This is a genomic window from Micromonospora sp. NPDC049114 (assembly GCF_040648635.1).
Lineage (GTDB): Bacteria > Actinomycetota > Actinomycetes > Mycobacteriales > Micromonosporaceae > Micromonospora.
In genome coordinates this window covers 20,490-38,167 of record NZ_JBEZEA010000006.1, presented here as the reverse complement: position 1 = coordinate 38,167, position 17,678 = coordinate 20,490, and the positions used below count along the sequence as shown (strand labels likewise).

General features: G+C 72.6%; 19 protein-coding genes and 1 tRNA gene. 8 read left to right on the top strand and 12 right to left on the bottom strand.

Features of this window, described 5'->3' with window-relative positions:
* Positions 1-14: 14 nt before the first annotated feature.
* Positions 15-1,628 carry a carboxylesterase/lipase family protein gene (locus AB0B39_RS18715; RefSeq protein WP_357574925.1) on the bottom strand — a complete coding sequence of 538 codons (1,614 nt, stop codon included), beginning with the start codon at positions 1,626-1,628 and terminating at the stop codon, positions 15-17.
* 167 nt (positions 1,629-1,795) lie between these two features.
* Between AB0B39_RS18715 and AB0B39_RS18710 the strand changes: the two genes are divergently transcribed.
* On the top strand, positions 1,796-2,731 hold the full coding sequence (locus tag AB0B39_RS18710; protein WP_357574924.1) for a TetR/AcrR family transcriptional regulator C-terminal domain-containing protein: 936 nt from the start codon (positions 1,796-1,798) through the stop codon (positions 2,729-2,731).
* Between the two features lie 4 nt (positions 2,732-2,735).
* Here AB0B39_RS18710 and AB0B39_RS18705 read toward each other — a convergent pair whose 3' ends face one another.
* A complete protein-coding gene (locus AB0B39_RS18705) occupies positions 2,736-3,368 on the bottom strand; it encodes a TetR/AcrR family transcriptional regulator (RefSeq protein WP_357574923.1) in 633 nt (210 codons plus the stop codon).
* A gap of 130 nt (positions 3,369-3,498) precedes the next feature.
* Here AB0B39_RS18705 and AB0B39_RS18700 point away from each other — a divergent pair, with 130 nt between their 5' ends.
* The gene (locus AB0B39_RS18700) at positions 3,499-4,248 is read left to right on the top strand and encodes an SDR family oxidoreductase (protein ID WP_357574922.1); all 750 of its coding nucleotides are present in this window, start codon (positions 3,499-3,501) and stop codon (positions 4,246-4,248) included.
* Between the two features lie 56 nt (positions 4,249-4,304).
* Here the strand turns inward: AB0B39_RS18700 and AB0B39_RS18695 are convergent.
* Positions 4,305-4,391: transfer RNA gene (locus tag AB0B39_RS18695), tRNA-Ser, on the bottom strand.
* A 75-nt stretch (positions 4,392-4,466) separates the two neighbouring features.
* Here AB0B39_RS18695 and deoD point away from each other — a divergent pair.
* Positions 4,467-5,174, top strand: coding sequence for a purine-nucleoside phosphorylase (gene deoD, locus AB0B39_RS18690; RefSeq protein ID WP_030328147.1), 708 nt, complete (start codon positions 4,467-4,469; stop codon positions 5,172-5,174).
* Between the two features lie 172 nt (positions 5,175-5,346).
* Here deoD and AB0B39_RS18685 read toward each other — a convergent pair whose 3' ends face one another.
* Genes AB0B39_RS18685 through AB0B39_RS18670 form a run of 4 tightly spaced genes read right to left on the bottom strand, consistent with a single transcriptional unit; the run spans position 5,347 to position 8,874 of the window.
* Entirely contained in the window at positions 5,347-6,561 is a 1,215-nt protein-coding gene (locus tag AB0B39_RS18685) for an ABC transporter permease (protein ID WP_357574921.1), read from the bottom strand.
* Positions 6,558-7,268 carry an ABC transporter ATP-binding protein gene (locus tag AB0B39_RS18680; protein ID WP_357574920.1) on the bottom strand — a complete coding sequence of 237 codons (711 nt, stop codon included), beginning with the start codon at positions 7,266-7,268 and terminating at the stop codon, positions 6,558-6,560. The genes AB0B39_RS18685 and AB0B39_RS18680 overlap by 4 nt, the downstream gene beginning before the upstream one ends.
* Positions 7,265-8,353, bottom strand: coding sequence for a peptidoglycan-binding protein (locus tag AB0B39_RS18675; protein ID WP_357498684.1), 1,089 nt, complete (start codon positions 8,351-8,353; stop codon positions 7,265-7,267). The genes AB0B39_RS18680 and AB0B39_RS18675 overlap by 4 nt, the downstream gene beginning before the upstream one ends.
* Entirely contained in the window at positions 8,350-8,874 is a 525-nt protein-coding gene (locus AB0B39_RS18670) for a hypothetical protein (protein WP_357574919.1), read from the bottom strand. The genes AB0B39_RS18675 and AB0B39_RS18670 overlap by 4 nt, the downstream gene beginning before the upstream one ends.
* Before the next feature lie 129 nt (positions 8,875-9,003).
* On the opposite strand from AB0B39_RS18670, the gene AB0B39_RS18665 reads away from it, so the two are divergent.
* Positions 9,004-9,660: a response regulator transcription factor gene (locus tag AB0B39_RS18665; RefSeq protein WP_357498680.1), complete on the top strand. Its 657-nt coding sequence runs from the start codon at positions 9,004-9,006 to the stop codon at positions 9,658-9,660.
* A complete protein-coding gene (locus AB0B39_RS18660) occupies positions 9,657-10,820 on the top strand; it encodes a HAMP domain-containing sensor histidine kinase (protein ID WP_357498678.1) in 1,164 nt (387 codons plus the stop codon). Before AB0B39_RS18665 ends, AB0B39_RS18660 begins: the two co-directional genes overlap by 4 nt.
* Positions 10,821-10,942: 122 nt before the next feature.
* Here the strand turns inward: AB0B39_RS18660 and AB0B39_RS18655 are convergent, their stop codons facing one another.
* The 4 genes from AB0B39_RS18655 to AB0B39_RS18640 form a co-directional block, all read right to left on the bottom strand.
* Positions 10,943-11,389, bottom strand: coding sequence for a nucleoside deaminase (locus AB0B39_RS18655; protein ID WP_357575047.1), 447 nt, complete (start codon positions 11,387-11,389; stop codon positions 10,943-10,945).
* A 196-nt stretch (positions 11,390-11,585) separates the two neighbouring features.
* Complete coding sequence (locus AB0B39_RS18650; RefSeq protein ID WP_234583233.1) at positions 11,586-12,113, bottom strand: tRNA adenosine deaminase-associated protein; 528 nt, start codon at positions 12,111-12,113, stop codon at positions 11,586-11,588.
* 117 nt (positions 12,114-12,230) lie between these two features.
* Positions 12,231-12,398, bottom strand: a complete 168-nt coding sequence (locus tag AB0B39_RS18645) for a hypothetical protein (protein WP_167626078.1) — start codon at positions 12,396-12,398, stop codon at positions 12,231-12,233.
* Positions 12,399-12,510: 112 nt separating this feature from the next.
* On the bottom strand, positions 12,511-12,900 hold the full coding sequence (locus AB0B39_RS18640) for a hypothetical protein (RefSeq protein WP_357574918.1): 390 nt from the start codon (positions 12,898-12,900) through the stop codon (positions 12,511-12,513).
* 62 nt (positions 12,901-12,962) lie between these two features.
* Between AB0B39_RS18640 and AB0B39_RS18635 the strand changes: the two genes are divergently transcribed.
* Both AB0B39_RS18635 and AB0B39_RS18630 read left to right on the top strand, forming a co-directional pair.
* Positions 12,963-13,724 carry a M23 family metallopeptidase gene (locus tag AB0B39_RS18635; RefSeq protein WP_357498673.1) on the top strand — a complete coding sequence of 254 codons (762 nt, stop codon included), beginning with the start codon at positions 12,963-12,965 and terminating at the stop codon, positions 13,722-13,724.
* Positions 13,725-13,753: 29 nt separating this feature from the next.
* Positions 13,754-14,824 (top strand): PHP domain-containing protein, encoded by a 1,071-nt coding sequence (locus tag AB0B39_RS18630; RefSeq protein WP_234583230.1) that lies wholly within the window; start codon positions 13,754-13,756, stop codon positions 14,822-14,824.
* Positions 14,825-14,842: 18 nt separating this feature from the next.
* Here the strand turns inward: AB0B39_RS18630 and AB0B39_RS18625 are convergent, their stop codons facing one another.
* Positions 14,843-15,823, bottom strand: a complete 981-nt coding sequence (locus AB0B39_RS18625) for a DMT family transporter (protein WP_357574917.1) — start codon at positions 15,821-15,823, stop codon at positions 14,843-14,845.
* 120 nt (positions 15,824-15,943) lie between these two features.
* On the opposite strand from AB0B39_RS18625, the gene AB0B39_RS18620 reads away from it, so the two are divergent.
* Positions 15,944-17,614: a DUF885 domain-containing protein gene (locus AB0B39_RS18620; RefSeq protein WP_357498670.1), complete on the top strand. Its 1,671-nt coding sequence runs from the start codon at positions 15,944-15,946 to the stop codon at positions 17,612-17,614.
* The last annotated feature ends 64 nt before the right edge of the window (positions 17,615-17,678 follow it).

Below are 17,678 nucleotides of genomic sequence, written 5' to 3'. Positions count from 1 at the left end.
CGCCCGGCACGATGTCAGCCGCGCAGCGACCGCCAGAAGTCGTACGAGTGGCCAGCCGCGAAGTCCGTCGTGCCCGACCCGCCGTCACCGGCCAGGACCCGCACGTACCCGGCGCGGTCGCGCAGCCGGGGCCACCCGGGCCGACCCGTCCGGGCGAAGTCGCTCCAGGCGCGGACCATCTCGCCGGAGAGCCGCCGCTGGGTGGGCGTGAGCGCCTCGGCGTAGTCGACGTCGAACAGGTACGGCAGTTCGGCGCAGTGGTACGCGCCGGTCGGGAAGGTCGGCTCCGGTCCCTCGGCGAAGAACGGCGCATCCTCGTCGGCGAACTCGTACACGTACGTCGGCACCGTCCGAGTGAACGCCAGCGCGGCCGTGAAGATCGGCTCCGCGTACGCCTGATCGGTCCACACGGCCCCCAACGCCTCGCTGGCGGAGCGTGTGTCGTCGCTCGGATAGCGGGCCAGCACCTCCTGGGCCCGCTCGCCGAACATCGCGCGTACCTGCTCGCGGTACCTGTCGTCGGTGAGCGGGCACGACTCGGGCTCCTGCCCGGGCGCGGGCGGCCGGGGGCAGTTCATCCCGCTGCGTTCCATGCCCCACACCTGGAGCGTGGACTCGTCGCGGTTCGTACCGGTCAACACCGGCACCGGGTGCAACCGGCCGCTGACCAGCGCGTCCGCCGGATCCACCGGCAGGGTACGACCGTCGACCACCGGGCCCAGGTCGACACCCGCGCCCGGGTAGCCGACCGCGTCGACAAGCGTGGCGGTGTCCCGCCCCCGGAGGCAGGCGGCGAGCACACCGGAATCGGTGCAACCCACCCGCCGGGCGAACTCCCGCGCCGCCTCGACCGCCTCCGCCCGGGTCTGAACGGGGTTGGCGCACGAGTTGCTCTGCATGATCGCCCGGTGGAACAGGCCGGCGGAGCCGGGCGCGGCGAGGTGGGCGCAGACACTTGTCGCGCCGGCCGACTGGCCGGCCAGGGTGACGCTGCCCGGGTCCCCGCCGAAGGCCGCCGCGTTGCGCCGCACCCAGCGCAGCGCCGCCTGCTGGTCCTGCAACCCGTAGTTGCCGGTGGACCCGTCCGGGCCGGCCAGCGCCGGATGCGCCAGAAAGCCGAGCGCACCGAGCCGGTAGTTCACCGTGACGACGATGAGATCCCCGTCGACGGCCAGTCGTGCGCCGCCGTAGGCGTCACCCTGGCCGAACCGGAAGTCACCGCCGTGCAGCCACACCAGCACCGGACGCAGCGTTCGAGCGGAGGTGCGGGGCGTGGTGACGTTGAGGTAGAGGCAGTCCTCGGACGCCGACGCGTCGTCCATCGGCAGTCCCTTCAGTTGCGCGCAGGCGAGGCCGGGCCGGGTCGCGTCGCGTACGCCCGTCCACTGTGGGCCGGGTCGCGGCGGGGCCCAGCGCAGCGCGCCCAGCGGCGGACGCGCGTACGGGATTCCCTCGAACGTCAGGTGGTCCGCCGCGACGGTCCCCCGGAGGGCGCCCTGGTCGGTCCGCACCACGGCCGCGCCCTGTCGGTCGGCGGCCCCGGCGGCCGGACCGGCCGCCGTCCCCACCGTCGCCGCCGCGAAGAGCGCGGTCGCGACGACCCACCGGCGGTACGGGATGCTGGTCATGACAGTCCCCAATCATCGATTCCTGTACGGCGTACGCGTCGAGCATCGCGACTCGGTGACGGGTCGGCCAGACAGCTCTAGTGCACCCACGGGCAGCCCTCGGGAAGGGTCGACGGACGGGACCAGGTGCTCTAGTGCGCTAGGCTCCGGCCGACGGAAGGACGGCCGTGCCGGAGATCGACGGGACCACACCTCCGTACCTGCGCATCGTCGCGGAGCTACGGCGGCGCATCGCGTCCGGTGAGCTGGGTCCCGGTGACCGGGTGCCGTCCACCCGCCAGCTGGTCCGGGAGTGGGGTGTCGCCATGGCGACCGCGAGCCGCGCCCTCACCGCGCTCCGGCAGGAAGGCCTGCTCCGGGCGGTGCCCGGTGTGGGCATGGTGGTCGCCGGCTCGGAGCCCGCGCCGCCCGGCCGGGGCGGCCGGGTCGAGGTGCGCCGCGGGCCGGCCCACGGGGTGACCCGGGACCAGATGGTGCGCACGGCCATCGGCATCGCCGACTCCGAAGGGCTGGCAGGGCTGAGCATGCGGCGCATCGCGACCGACCTGGACGTGCCGACCATGTCGCTGTACCGGCAGGTCCGCGGCAAGGAGCACCTGCTGTTGCTGATGGCGGACGCCGCCTTCGCCGCGCATCGGGTGCCCGGCACGCTCCCGCCCGGCTGGCGGGCCCAACTGGAGCTGCTCTGCCGGCTGCAGTGGTCGATCTACTGTCGACACCCCTGGCTGGCCCAGGTCATCTCGCTGACCCGCCCGCTGATGGCACCGCACGCCGTCGCGCACACGGAATGCGCCCTGCGCGCCCTCGCCGGATGCGGCCTGGACCCGCACACCCAGCTACACCTGGTGGCCGCCCTGGCCAACCACGTACGGGGCGCGGCGGTGACCCTCCAGCAGGGGGCCGAGGCGGAACAGGACACCGGCCTGACCGATGACGAATGGATGGTGACCCAGGCCGACGTGTTGGGCCGGCTGCTCGCGGCTGGCGAGTTTCCGCACCTGGCCCGGCTCTCCCGGTCGGCGATCGACCTCACCGTCGACAGCCTCTTCGAGTTCGGGCTGCAACGGCTCCTCGACGGGATCGCGGCGCTCGTCCGACCGTGAGCGGTCAGGCCGGGCTGTCCGCGGGCGCGGGACGCCGCGCCCCGGACACGGCGGCGAACCCGGCGAGCGCGATCTCCGCCGTCTGACGCAGGTCCTCCCGAGCCACCCCGGCGGCGGCGTGAATCGCCTGCCCCTCGGTGACGCTCATGACGAAGCGGGCGAGCGCGGCCGGATCGGCGTCGGCGGGTAGGTCGCCCTCGGCGACGGCTCGGGTGAACCGGTCGGCGAGAGCCAGCTCACCGGCCAGGCGGCTGCTGGCGAGGAACCCGACGACGGCCGCGTTCTCGCTGGAGCAGGCGGTGCCGCCCTGGATCGACAGGCAGCCGGCCGGCCGGTCGGGCCGGGTCACGGCGAGCACGTTCTCGCGCAGCAGAGTGGCGACGACCTCGTACGCGGTGGGTTGGGCGAAAGCGTGCCGCGCGTACTCCATGTCCTGTTCGGCGTAGCGGGTCACGGCCTTGCGGAACAACTCCTCCTTGCTGCCGAAGGCGGCGTAGAGGCTGGGCTTGTTGATGCCCATGGCGGCGGTGAGGTCGCTCATCGAGGCGCCCTCGTACCCCTGGCGCCAGAACACCTCCAGCGCGCGCTCCAGCGCCTCGTCGGCGTCGAAGCCGCGCGGTCGCCCTCGTTGTGGCACGAACCACCACCTCCCGCGACTTATCCTACCCGCGCCTGAACCGATCGGTACAGAAATTTGCGGCGCAGGTCAGCGGTTGCTACGGTCGGATCAGTACCGCTCGGTACACAATTCGTGAAGGAGATCAATCGTGGGACAGCTCGACGGCAAGACCGCCCTCGTCACCGGGGGCACCACGGGCATCGGCCTGGCCACCGCCCGCCGCTTCGCCGCCGAAGGCGCGTACGTCTTCATCACCGGCCGCCGTAAGGGCCCGGTGGACGAGGCCGTGGCCAGCATCGGCGCCAACGTCACCGGCATCGCCAGCGATGTCAGCAAGCTCGACGACCTGGACCGGGTCATGCGGGCGATTGAGGAGCGGGGCGCCGGGCTGGACGTGGTGTTCGCCAACGCCGGCGGTGGGGAGTTCCGTTCGCTCGACTCGATCACGGTCGAGCACGTCGCCACCACCTTCGACACCAACATCTACGGCACCATCTTCACGGTGCAGAAGGCCCTGCCCCTGCTCAACGAGGGTGCGTCGATCGTGCTCACCGGTTCGACGGCCGCCAGCAACGGCACCCCGGCGTTCAGCGTCTACGCCGCGTCCAAGGCGGCCATCCGCTCGTTCGGGCGGACCTGGGCCGCCGAGCTGATCGGCCGGAAGATCCGGGTCAACACCCTGGTGCCCGGCTCGACCGAGACACCGGGGCTCGCGGGCCTCGCGCCCAGCCCCGCGGAGGCTCCCGGGCTGCTCCAGGCCATCGCCTCGGGCGTGCCCATGCAGCGCATGGCCCACCCCGACGAGATCGCCAACGCCGCGCTCTTCCTCGCCTCCGACCAGAGCAGCTTCATGACCGGCGGCGAGCTCTTCGTCGACGGCGGCGAACAGCAGCTCTGACGCGAAAACGCCCGGTCGATCCTCGCGGATCGACCGGGCGTTTCTGCACTACAGAGCGGTGGCGGAGGGATTTGAACCCTCGGAGGGCGTTAACCCTCACACGCTTTCGAGGCGTGCTCCTTAGGCCGCTCGGACACGCCACCGCCGACGAGGGTACAGGACCGCCGGTTCGGACGCCGAACCGGTATCGCCCGGGCCGGCCTGGCAGGATCTTTGCCATGAGTACGCACATCGGCGCGAAGCCGGGCGAGATCGCCGAGCGGGTCCTGATGCCGGGTGACCCCCTGCGGGCCAAGTGGATCGCGGAGACCTACCTCGAGGGCGCGACCTGCTACTCGACGGTTCGGGGCATGCTGGGCTTCACCGGCCGCTGGAACGGCGTCGAGGTCTCGGTCCAGGGCTCCGGCATGGGCATGCCGTCGGCCTCCATCTACGCCCACGAACTGATCAACGAGTACGGCGTGAAGACGCTGATCCGCGTCGGTTCCTGCGGTGCCCTCAGCACCGACCTGCAACTGCGCGACGTGGTCGCGGCGATCGGGTCGTCCACCGACTCGAACATGAACCGGATGCGCTTCGACGGGCTGATCGACTACGCCCCGGTGGCCGACTTCGGTCTGCTGCGTACCTCGGTCGAGGTGGCCGAGCGGCGCGGCATCAGCATGCACGTCGGCCCGATCCTGGCGGCGGACGCCTTCTACACCGACCGGCCGGACCTCTACGACACGCTCGCCGACTACGGCGTGCTGGCGGTGGAGATGGAGTCGGCGGCGCTCTACACGATCGCCGCCCGCTTCAAGGCCCGCGCGCTGACCGTGCTGACCGTCAGCGACCACATCAAGACCGGCGAGAAGACCACCTCGGAGGAGCGCGAGCAGACGTTCAGCCAGATGGTCGAGATCGCGCTCGACACGATCATCGCCTGACCCGTCCCGGCGGGCGGTGTCACTGCCGAGAGCGGTATGACTCAGAGGAATATTTATTCCTCTGAGTCATACCGCTCTTCGGCATCACGCCAGGGCCGAGCCGCCACGCCAGCTCAAACCGCGCCACGCCATCCCGAGCCACGCCACGCCAGCCCAGACCCCGCCACAGCGGTCAGACGGCCGCGAGTGCCTCGGTCGGCGCGAGGCGGGCGGCGCGCACCGCCGGGTAGAGGCCGGCGAAGCCACCGATGACCAGGGTCGCGGCCACCCCGCCGAGCATCGCCCACGCCGGCACCACTGTCGGCCAGCCCTGCGACAGGGCGTATCCCGAGGTGACCAGGATGCCCAGCAGCACCCCGCCGATCCCGCCGAGCGCGGAGAGCAGCAGCGACTCGGCGAGGAACTGGGTGCGTACCTGACCGCGGGTCGCCCCCAGTGACCGGCGGAGGCCGATCTCGGCCCGTCGCTCCAGCACCGAGATCACCATGGTGTTCGCCACGCCGACCCCTCCGACCAGCAGGGCGACCGCCCCGAGGCCCAGCAGCAGCCCGGTGAACGCGGCGTCGGTCGCCTCGGCGGCGGCCAGCGCGTCGGAGGGGCGGGACACCTCCACCTCGTTCGGCGCCTCCGGGTTGGCGGTCGCGCCGAGCACCGACCGCACCGCCTCGACCTGCGACTCCCGCGCCCTGGTGTAAACGGTGGTGGGGTGCCCGTCGAACCCCAGGTAACCGGTCGCGGCGGACCACCCGACCAGCGCCGACGTGTCCAGCTCCGGGGCGAGCGGTGCGGCCGCGAGCACGCCGACGACGGTGAACCACCGTCCGCCCAGCCACACCTGCACCTGCGGATCGGCAGTGGTGATGCCGAGCCGCTGCGCGGCGGTGGCACCCAGGACCACCGCCGGATAGCGGGCGGTGGCCTCGTTCAGCCAGGTGCCGCTGGTCAGCTCGGCTCCGACGGTGCCGAGCAGGTCCAGTCGTGCCGCCCGGGTGGCGATGCCTCCGGTCTCCGCCTCCGGGATCCGGTCGGAGCGGTAGACCTTGGCGTCGGAGACCTGCCCGGTGGCGGACACCTGCGTGACCGGGCCGATCCGGCCGATCATGGCGATCGACTCCTCGGGCAGCTGCGCGTCCGCGCCGAACAGGGTGTTGCCCGGCTCGACGGTGAGCAGGTTGGTGCCGAGGGCGTCGAGCGCGCGGTCCAGCTCGGCCCGGGACGACGAGGAGATGCCGACGACAGCGATCATCGCGGCGATGCCGATCGCGATGCCCAGCGCGGAGAGGAACGCCCGCAGTGGGCGGGTCCGCAGGCCAACCCCGCCCACCCGCAGAACGTCCGCCGGACCCATCCGGGCCGGGACGAGCCGCGCCGGCGTGGCCGTCGTCATCGGACGCCTCCGCCCGTGGCGAGGGCCGTCGCGGCGGCCGAATCGTGCCGCACCGAGCCGTCCCGCATCCGTACCTGCCGGGGCAGGCTCTCCGCGATCTCCCGGTCGTGCGTGATGACCACCACAGTGGTGCCGGCCCGGTGCAGCTCGTGCAGCAGGTCCAGCACCCCGGCTCCGGAGGCGGAGTCCAGGTTGCCGGTCGGCTCGTCGGCCAGCAGCACCGCCGGCTCGCCGACCACCGCCCGGGCCACCGCCACCCGCTGCCGTTCGCCGCCGGACAGCTCGTGCGGCCGGTGCCCGAGCCGGTGGCCCAGACCGACCCGGACCAACGCGGCCTCCGCGCGTTCGCGCCGCCTCCGCAGGGGTACGCCGGCGTAGAGCAGACCGTCGGCCACGTTGTCCACGACCGGGACGCCGGGGGCCAGGTGAAACTGCTGGAACACGAAGCCGATCCGGGTGGCCCGCAGCGCCGACAGCTCGCGGTCGGTCAGCTTCGCCGCGTCGTACCCGTCGATGAGTACGCTGCCCGACGACGGCCGGTCCAGGGTGCCGATCAGGTGCAGCATCGTCGACTTGCCCGAGCCGGACGGGCCGACGATGGCCACCAGCTCGCCGTGGCCGACCCGCAACGAGACGTCGTTCAACGCCACCACACCGCCGGCGTAGCGCTTGCCGACCCGGTCGAGGACGATCACGTCACCGCTCATTTCGGCATCACCACGGTCATGCCCTCGGCGATCTCCGAGCCGCTGACCTCGACACGACCGTCGGCGAACAGCCCGGTGGTCACCGCGACGATGCGGCTCGCCCCGCCGTCGACGACCTCGACGCCGTACCCGCCCTCGGCGAGCGCGAGCAGCGCCGCCACCGGGACGGTGAGCACGTCACGCCGCTCCGAGGCGGTGAACGTCACGTCGGCGCTGGCCTGGTCGAAGCCGGCGAGAGCCTTCGGGTCGGTGACGGCGACCGTCACCTCGATCTTCGTCTCGGCCTCGCCGGACTGCCCGTCGGCACCTGTGGCACCGGCCTGGACGACCGTCTCGACAGTGCTGACCGTGCCGCCCACCGACCGGCCGTCCGGCAGCTTCACCGTCACCTTCGCCTTCGGCTTGGCCAGCCGCTGGTCGTCCACGTCCAGGTCGACGGTGACCACCCGGCTGGTGCCGGTGTAGGTCAGCACCGCCTGACCGGGCTGAGCGACGGCACCGACGTCGGCCTGGTGGCTCTCCACCCGGACCTCGCCGTCGGCGTACACGACGCGCCCCGGCTCGACCCGGCCGGTCTCGGGCAGGCCGAGGTCCTCCTGCCAGTCACGGACCGCGTCGGCGGTGTCGCCGGTGTACTCGTCGTCGACCGTGAACCCGGTGTAGCCCAGCGCCTTGAGGTTCCGCTCGAACTGGGTGACGTCCGGACCCTCCACGCCGGGCGTGAGCGTCCGGTACGCGGGCAACCCGCCGTAGAGGAGCACCACCTCCTCGTTGTCGACGAGGTAGAGCGCCTTGCCGCGCCGCACCGTCGACCCGGTCGCCGGCACCCCGGTGATCGTGCCGCCGAGTCGACTGGTGGCGGTGCGGGTCGTGCCGTACCCCAGTTCGCCGTCGGCGGTCTGCGCGTCGGCGAGGGTCTGTCGGGTGATCACGGCGGTGGCCGTCGGCGCGCTGGCCTCGGCGGCGTCTCCGGTGGAACCGCCACCGAAGCCGATCGCGGCGACCGCGCCCACGGCGGCGACCAGCAGGACGACGCCGCCGGCGACGGCGGCACGCAGCCGGGAACGCCGGACGCCACGGGTCACCGTCCGCCTCCGAACTGCGGCGCGTACTGCCGGCACTTCTCCAGCGCGGCCTTCATCGTCGGATCACCGATGTCGAACGCCTTGCCGGCCTTCGGAATTTGGATCCGGCCGTCGGCGTCCGGGTCCGGGAAGTCCGGTACGCCGTTCTCCCGCATGCACTTGGCCAGGGTGCGCATCTGCTCGGCCTGCTCCGGGTTGAGCTGTGGGCCCTGCCCACCGTTGGGCAGCTTGTCGCGACACTTCTCCATGGCCGCCTGGACCTTCTGCTGGTCGACGTCCGCGCCGAAGCGGAACCCCGGGCGACCGCCCGGCTCCGGGTCGGGCATGTCCACCCCGTTCTCGCGCATGCACCGGGCGAAGTCGAGCTGCCGCTCCGAGTCGCCGACCCCGGCGGCGCTCGCCGAGGCGACGGTCTTCGCGCCGCCGGCCGTCGCGACCCCGCCACCGTCGTCGCCTCCCGCACGGCACCCGGCCAGCGCCAGGGCGAGCAGGACGGGCACCACGAGCACCTGTCGTCGCATGGTGTTCACCTCCGCTGGTGTCCGGCGTGGCTCGCCGGACGTCGGACCCAGTGCACGGCAGAGCGCGTATCCCGGGCGTAACCGTGCGCGGTTATGCCGCAGTTACCGCGCCCCGGGGACCATGGACACGTGAGAGTGCTGGTGGTCGAGGACGAGAGCGTGCTGGCGGACGCCATCGCCGAGTGGCTGCGCCGGGAGTCGTTCGCGGTCGACGTGGCGTACGACGGCGACGCGGCGTTGGAACGGCTCGGTGTCAACGAGTACGCCGTCGTGGTCCTAGACCGGGACCTGCCGGTGGTGCACGGCGACGACGTGTGCCGGGCGATCGTGGATGCGGGCGGCGAGACCCGGGTGTTGATGCTGACCGCCGCGGCGGCGGTACGGGAGCGGGTGGCGGGGCTCGCGCTCGGGGCGGACGACTACCTGACGAAGCCGTTCGCCCTGGTCGAGCTGTCGGCACGGGTGCACGCGCTGACGCGCCGGGCCCGCCCGGCCGCGCCTCCGACCCTGCGCCGCGCCGGCATCCAGCTCGACCCGGCCCGCCACGAGGTACGCCGCGACGACCGGCACGTGGCCCTGTCCCGCAAGGAGTTCGCCGTACTCGTCGAGCTGCTGCGCGCCGACGGCGCGGTGGTCTCCGCCGAGGACCTGCTGGAACGTGCCTGGGACGAGCACATCGACCCGTTCACCAATGTGGTCCGGGTGACGGTGATGAAGCTGCGCCGCAAGCTCGGCGACCCACCGGTGATCGAGACGGTGCCGGGAGCGGGGTACCGGATCCGATGAAACGCCTCACGATCCGTGCCCGGCTCACCCTCATCTACGGCGGGCTGTTCCTGCTGGCCGGCATCGTCCTGCTCGCGGTCACGTACGTGCTGGTGGACCAGCGGATGCCGCAGCCGTTCGGGGTGAGCCTGCGCGACCTGCCGAAGGTCGGGGTGACCACTCCCAGCTCGGGTAACGGGCAGAACATCGAGATGCTGCGGTCCCTGGTGGAACAGGCGCAGGACGAGGCGAAACGCAGCGCGCTGGAGTCGCTGCTCACCCAGGGCGGCATCGCGCTGGTCGTGGTCTCGGCGGCGGCGATCGCGTTCGGCTGGCTGCTGGCGGGCCGGGCGTTGCAGCCACTGCACCAGGTCACCGACACCGCGCGGCGGATCGCCGGCGCGGACACCGCCGGTCGGGGCCTGCACGAGCGGATCGCCCTCGTCGGCCCCCGCGACGAGGTCCGCGAACTCGCCGACACGTTCGACGAGATGCTGGAACGGTTGGACCGTTCGTTCGACGGGCAGCGGCGGTTCGTGGCGAACGCGTCGCACGAGTTGCGTACGCCGTTGGCGCTCAACCGCGCGCTGGTGGAGCTGGCCATCACCCGTCCGGACGCGTCGGCGGAGACCCGCCGGCTGGGCGAGTCACTGCTGGCGGTCAACGAGCGGCACGAGCGGCTGATCGACGGCCTGCTGACCCTGGCCGACTCGGAGAACGAGCTGACCGACCGTACGCCTGTCGACCTGGCCGAGGTCTGCGCGCACGTGACCGACCAGGCCGGCAGGCAGGCGCCCGACCTGCCCGTGCACCTGTCACTCGCGCCGGCCCCGGCCAGCGGCGACCCGGTGCTGTTGGAACGGCTCACGTTCAACCTGGTGGAGAACGCGCTGCGGCACAACCTGGCCACCGACGGCTGGGTCGAGGTGCGCACCGGGCTCGTCGGAGGCCGGCCCACGCTCACGGTGACGAACACCGGCCCGGTGATCGCCGGCTACGACGTGGAGACCATGTTCCAGCCGTTCCGCAGGCTGTCCCGGGAGCGGGTCGCGGGTGCCCGGGGTTTCGGCCTGGGGTTGTCGATCGTCCGGGCCGTGACGCGTGCCCACGGCGGCAGCGTCGACGCGCAGCCCCGCGCGGGCGGTGGCCTGACCGTCACGGTGACCCTGCCCCCACCGTGACCACCCGACACAGCCGCGCGTGGCCTGGCAGCCCGCGGTTCGGCGGCCGGGGACACTGGCTGCGTGAGCCGCCTCTCCCGGCCACGCGACCGCCAGCGGCGGCCGGGAGAGGCCGCGCGGCCTCAGCGGAAGAAGGCGCGCAGGACGGCTGCGGTCTCGGTCTCCAACACGCCGCCGTAGACCTCGGGGCGGTGGTTGAGCCGGCGGTCGCGCAGGACGTCCCAGAGGGAGCCGGCCGCGCCGGTCTTGGGCTCCCAGGCGCCGAAGACGACTGTGGAGATCCGGGCCAGCACCAGCGCGCCCGCGCACATGGTGCACGGCTCCAGGGTGACCACCAGGGTGCAGCCGTCCAGTCGCCACCGGCCGGTGCGCTCGGCCGCACGGCGCAGGGCCAGCACCTCGGCGTGGGCGGTGGGGTCGCCGGTCAACTCCCGCTCGTTGCGCCCGATCGCCAGCTCGGTGCCGTCCGGGCCGTAGAGCACCGCGCCCACCGGCACGTCGTCCACGTCGGCCGGGCCTGCGTCGTCGGCCGTCGGGCCGGTGACGGCGACCTCCAGGGCCCGGCGCATCCACAGCTCGTGCCGCTGCCGCCGCCCGAGGTCGCCCGGGTCGGCCAGTTGCTCGTGCGCGCCGGGGCCAGCTCGACCCACAGCGCCGGGCGTCGGCTGCCCCGGCTGGATCGTCTCCAACAACGGATCGGTGGCGTCGGCCGGCTCCGCGCCGCCCGCGGGGACGGTCCCACCGTGTGCTGCCGACCCGGCGGGGTCAGACCTCACGCAGCTCCTCGACCTCGTCGGCGCAGCCGAGCACCTCGCAGATCTCGGCGGTGACGTCCGCCGGCAGCATCCCCTCGGTGGCGCAGAGCGTCAGCAGCTTCTGCGCGGAGATGCCCAGGTTGGCCAGCAGGTCGGCGTCGCCCACCGGATCGGCCTCCGGATCGACGGCGGGCTGCTCGCTCTCGTCGTCGCCGCCGGCGGCCGGGCGGGGCTCGTCGTCGCCGTCGAGCCCGGTCACGGACGTCTTCAGGTCACCGACCAGCAGCTGACCGAGCCGGGACTCCTCGGCGAACGCCGAGTCCGAGCCGAACACCCGCAGATCCTCGCCCTCGTCGAGACGCAGGATCACCAGGTACGCGTCGTCGGCCTCGACGAACAGCAGCGACACGTCGGCTTCCTGGTCGACGTCGCGCAGCCGGTCGGCGACCTCATCGATGTCGGTGGCGCCCCGCAGGCTGACCTCGGCGGCGGTCCAGCCACTGTCGTCACGCACCACGGCCGCAGCGAAGTACGACACGGTTCCCCCAAAAGCCCTCGGCACAGCGCCGACTCGTCAAGGGTGCACGTTAGCCGGTCGGGTCGGCGGGCGACCGGTCAACGCCCCGAGACGCCGGCCAAACCTGACAAAGTCGGATCAGCCGGCTACCCGACGGCGGGTGGCGATGAGCTGGCGCAGACGCTCGGTGCGCTGTCGCTGCGGCCGGCTGCGCTGGCGTACCGCCCGAGCGCCCGCCAACTCGGCGAGCAACTGGAGGCGGCGGCGGTTGCGATCCGGGTCCTGCCGCGGGGTGGTCCAGGCCATAGTGCCGAGGGTGCCGAGTATCGACAGCCACGTCAAGACGGCGTTCGCTACGCAGCCAACCGGGCACGCGCCGCAGTCGTCCGCCGCCGGATCCGGGCCGGTCGGAACACGCTCACCACATCGGCCAGTCACCGCTGGTCGCCCAGCGGACCGCCACCACGGCGGCGGCGATGCTCCAACCACCAGCGGTGACGATGGCCACCCCGGTGGCCACGCCGCGATCGCCGTAGCGGACCAGCACCAGAGCCGTCAGCCACGCCAGCAGGCCGGCCACCACAGTCCACCACGCGTACCTGGCGACGTCGGTGCCCAGCAGCCCGAACAGCAGCAGCCAGGCAGCCGCGGCGCCGCCTCCGGCGGCGACACCGCCGCCGGTCACCGGGTGCGGTTCGCGGTAGGTGGGTCTGGTCGGCGGCCCGGCCGGAAAGAGCCCGGACGGGGTACGCGGCGCCGGGCGGGCGGGACCGGGATCCGGGACGGGGTCTCCTCGGGCGATGGTCATCGGCTGCCCTCCCCTCACGCGCGTCGCTCGTGCCCACGGTACCGGTCTGTCAGGATGACCGAATGCCCTCGCCGACGATCGGTCGCCGCGTGCGTCCGGCGTACCCGATCCTGTTGCTGCTCGCCCCGGTGCTGGCCGCCGGCTGCGCGACCACCCGGCCGGGAGTGCCGCCGACCGGCGCCGCGCCGTCGTCGTCGGCGGTCTGGGAGACCGGTGAGCAGCCGGCGGCGCCGACGGCCACACCGACGACACGCCCGGCCAGCCCGACGCCGTCGTCCGCCAGGCCGTCGCCGACCGCACCCCGCGCCGGGCTCCGGCACGTCTTTCCGGTACGCGCCGACAACGTGGATTACCACACGACGCACGGGGCGTACCCGGCGACTGACGTGTTCGCCGACTGCGGTGAGCCGTTCGTGGCGGTGACCGACGGCAAGGTCCTGGAGGTGAGTCGTGTCGACAGGTACTCCAAGAGTGGGCCGCAGGGCCCGAACAACGGCGGCCTGTCGGTGTCACTGCTCGGCGACGACGGCGTGCGCTACTACGGCTCGCACCTGAGTGTGGTCGGCGCCGGCGTCGAGGCGGGGGTTCGGGTCCGTGCCGGCCAGCAGCTCGGCAAGGTGGGCCGCACCGGCAACGCCAACAACGTCTGTCACGTGCACTTCGGCATCTCGCCGCCGTGCACGGGCAAGGACGGGTGGTGGATCCGGCGCGGTGTGCTCTGGCCGGCGCGCTATCTGGACTCGTGGCGGCGCGGCGGCAACCGGGAGCCCGCCGCCGAGGTGACCGCGTGGCAGCGCGAACACGGCTGTCCGAAGGCTCCCTGACGCGGCTCGTACGCACTAGGTTCGGTGGGATGAGCGCCCGGGACCCCATTGCCGACCTGCGCCGGATCGCGTTCCTGCTGGAGCGTGCGAACGAGGCCACCTACCGGGTGCGGGCGTTCCGTTCGGCGGCGAAGGCGCTGGCCGGCCTGCCGGCCGCCGAGGTGGCCGAGCGGGCCGGCAACGGCACGCTCACCGAGCTGGCGGGCGTGGGGGACGTGACGGCCCGCTGTGTGGCGGAATCCCTGGCCGGCGAGGAACCGGTGTATCTGCGCCGGCTGGTGGCGACCGAGGGCAGCGACCTGGACGCCGAGGCCACGGCGCTGCGCGCCGCCCTGCGCGGCGACTGCCACACCCACTCGGACTGGTCCGACGGCGGCTCCCCGATCGAGGAGATGGCGCTGGCAGCGGTGGAGCTGGGCCACGAGTATCTGGTGCTCACCGACCACTCGCCCCGTCTCACGGTGGCACGAGGGCTTACCGCCGAGCGGCTGCGCCGGCAGCTCGACCACGTGGCGCAGGTCAACGCGGCGCTGCCGGAGGGCTTCCGGATCCTGACCGGGATCGAGGTGGACATCCTCGCCGACGGCTCACTCGATCAGGACGACGACCTGCTGGCCCGGCTGGACGTGGTGGTCGGCTCGGTGCACAGCGGCCTCAAGGACGAGCGGGCGAAGATGACCCGCCGGATGCTGGCGGCGGTCGCCAACCCGCACCTGGACATTCTCGGTCACGTCACCGGGCGGATGGTGTCGTCCCGGCCGGCGGGGGTGACCGGCCCGGGTGATCGGGGGCACCGGGCGCGGACCAGGAACGAGAGCGACTTCGACGCGGACGCGGTCTTCGCCGCCTGCGCCGAGCACGACACCGCCGTTGAGATCAACTCTCGGCCGGAGCGGCAGGACCCGCCGAAGCGGCTGATCCGCCGCGCCCTGGAGGCGGGCTGCCGCTTCGCGATCAACACGGACGCGCACGCGCCCGGTCAGCTCGACTGGCAGCGGTTCGGCTGCGAGCGGGCGGCCCGCTGCGGCGTCCCGGCCGACCGGGTGGTCAACACCTGGTCGGCCGAGCAACTGGTGAAGTGGACACGCGACCGGGCCTGACCAGCGGCCCGGTCGGGGTCACCTGCGGGCGGGTTCGGCGGCGGGCGTGGCTGGTGCGCCGACGCCGACCACCGGGCGCGGCTTGCGACGGCCGAACAGGCCCTGCGCGACCGCGACCCCCAGCAGCACGATGAGCGCGCCGACCGGCTGGTGCCAGTTGAGCCGCTCGTCGAGCACCACCGCGCCGATCAGCACCGCGAAGATCGGAATCAGGTACGTGACGGTGGAGGCGGTGCTCGCGCCGGCCACCCGGATGTTGCGCATGTTGATGACGAAGGCGAGCCCGGTGCCGAGCGCCCCGAGGGTCAGCACACTGGCCACCACCTTCGGCGACAGCTCGGTGGGCAGCGGCGGCACCCCTGCGACGAACGGGGTGACGACGGCGAGCTGGCCTGCGGCGAGCAGCAACTGCGCAGTGGACAGCGACAGGCCGGAGTGCGAGCTGCCCGCGATGAACCGCTTCTGGTACGGAATGGCGACGCCGTAGCAGGCGGCCGCGCCGAAGCACATCAACTGCCCGACGAAGTGCGCCCCGCCGATGCCCTCCCAGACCCCGAGCACCACGAGCACGCCGAGGAAGCCCAGCCCGAGGCCGATCGCGCGGCGCACGGTCAACCGCTCGGTGCGGAACACCAGCACCGCGAGCGGCAGCACGATCAACGGCGTCGTCGCGTTCCAGATGCCGGCCAGCATCGACTCGACCCGCTGCTCACCGTAACCGAAGAGGGTGAACGGGACGGCCACGCCGAACGCGGCGACGACGAACAGGTGCGCCCACACCCGGGGCTCGCGCGGCAGCCGGTCGCGCAGCACCGCGAGGACGACCAGCAGGGTCAGCGCGCCGGCGACGACGCGGTAGAGAGTCAGCTGGACGGGGTGCAGCTCGGCCACGCCGACCTTGATGAACAGGAAGCTGGAACCCCAGATGGCGGCGAGGGCGAAGAAGCCCGGCAGCCAGGCACGCAACGGTGCCTTGTCAGGAGCGATGTCGGTGGTCACCCCTGACACTCTGCCGGACGGGTACGACAAAGTCCCGCGACTTTCCGCACTCTGGATCTGCTGCCTGAACACGACAAACGTCGTCGACATCCAGGTGGGATGGTCACGTAGTGTCGCACCGTGGGACGAATTGATGAACTCGCCAACCGCTACGTGGCCGAGTGGGCGCCGTTGAGCCCCACCGGCGCGACCTACGTCGGCATCGCCGGCCATGACGACAAGCTCGACGACCTCTCGCCTGAGGGTTACCGGGCCAAGGCGGACCTCACCCGCCGCACACTCTCCGAACTTGAGGTGACCGAGCCGGACACCGAGGCGGAACGCACCGCCAAGGAGGCCATGCAGGAACGACTCGGCCTCGACCTGGCCCGCTACGAGGCCGGCGAGACGACGAGCGAGATCAGCGTGATCGAAAGCGGGCTGCACGAGGTCCGCATGGTGTTCGACCTGATGCCTACCGCGACGGCCGACGACCAGGCCAACATCGCCGCCCGGCTCAACGGCCTCGCCGGCGCGCTGGAGGGTTACAAGACCACGCTGCGCGAGGCGCTCGCCGACGGGCGGGTCAGCTCGAAGGTGCAGCTCGCCGAGGTGGCCAAGCAGTGCGACACCTGGACCGACCCGACCGGGGACAACTTCTTCCACGGCCTCGTCGAACGGCTGGGCGCGGACGGCACGCTCGGCGCCGAGCTGCGCCGGGGCGCGGCGGCGGCCACCGCGGCGACCGCCGAGTTCGGGCAGTTCCTGCGTGCCGAGTTGGCCCCGCACGGGCGGGACAAGCAGGCCGCCGGCCGGGAGCGCTACGAACTCGCCTCGCAGTACTTCCTCGGCGCGAAGGTCGACCTGGACGAGACGTACGCCTGGGGCTTCGCCGAGCTGGCCCGCCTGGAGGCGGAGATGCGGGTCGTGGCCGGGCGTATCGCCGGCTCGGGCGCGACTGTCGACGAGGCCGTGGCCACGCTGGACGCGGACCCGGCGCGGACGATCCAGGGCAAGGAGGCGTTCCGCGACTGGATGCAGACGCTCGCCGACAAGGCGATCGACGAGCTGAACGGCACCCACTTCGACATCCCGGAGCAGGTCCGCCGGATCGAGTGCTGCCTCGCACCCACAAGTGACGGGGCCATCTACTACACCGGCCCGAGCGAGGACTTCTCCCGGCCGGGCCGGATGTGGTGGGCGGTGCCGCAGGGCATCACCGACTTCTCCACCTGGCGGGAGGTGACGACGGTCTACCACGAGGGCGTGCCCGGTCACCACCTTCAGGTGGCGCAGACCGCCGTCCGGGCCGACCTGCTCAACCGCTGGCAGCGGCTGCTCTGCTGGGTCTCCGGGCACGGCGAGGGCTGGGCGCTCTACTCGGAGCGGCTGATGGACGAGCTGGGTTACCTGGAGGATCCGGGCGACAAGCTGGGCATGCTCGACGGCCAGGCGATGCGCGCCGCCCGGGTGATCGTCGACATCGGCATGCACCTGGAGTTGGAGATCCCGAAGGACAACCCGTTCGGCTTCCACCCGGGCGAGCGGTGGACGCCCGAGCTGGGCTGGGAGTTCATGCGGGCGCACTGCCGGGTGCCGGACGAGAACCTGCGCTTCGAGCTGAACCGCTACCTGGGCTGGCCGGGGCAGGCGCCGTCGTACAAGGTGGGTGAGCGGATCTGGTTGCAGGCCCGCGAGGACGCCAAGGCCCGCAAGGGCGCCGACTTCGACCTGCGGGAGTTCCACCGGCAGGCGTTGGACCTCGGCGCGCTGGGCCTCGACCCGCTGCGCAAGGCGCTGGCCCGGCTCTGAGGCTGCGAGGGCTCCGGGTGCCGGCGGTACGACCAGCCGTCGGCGTCCGGAGCCCTGTCACCGC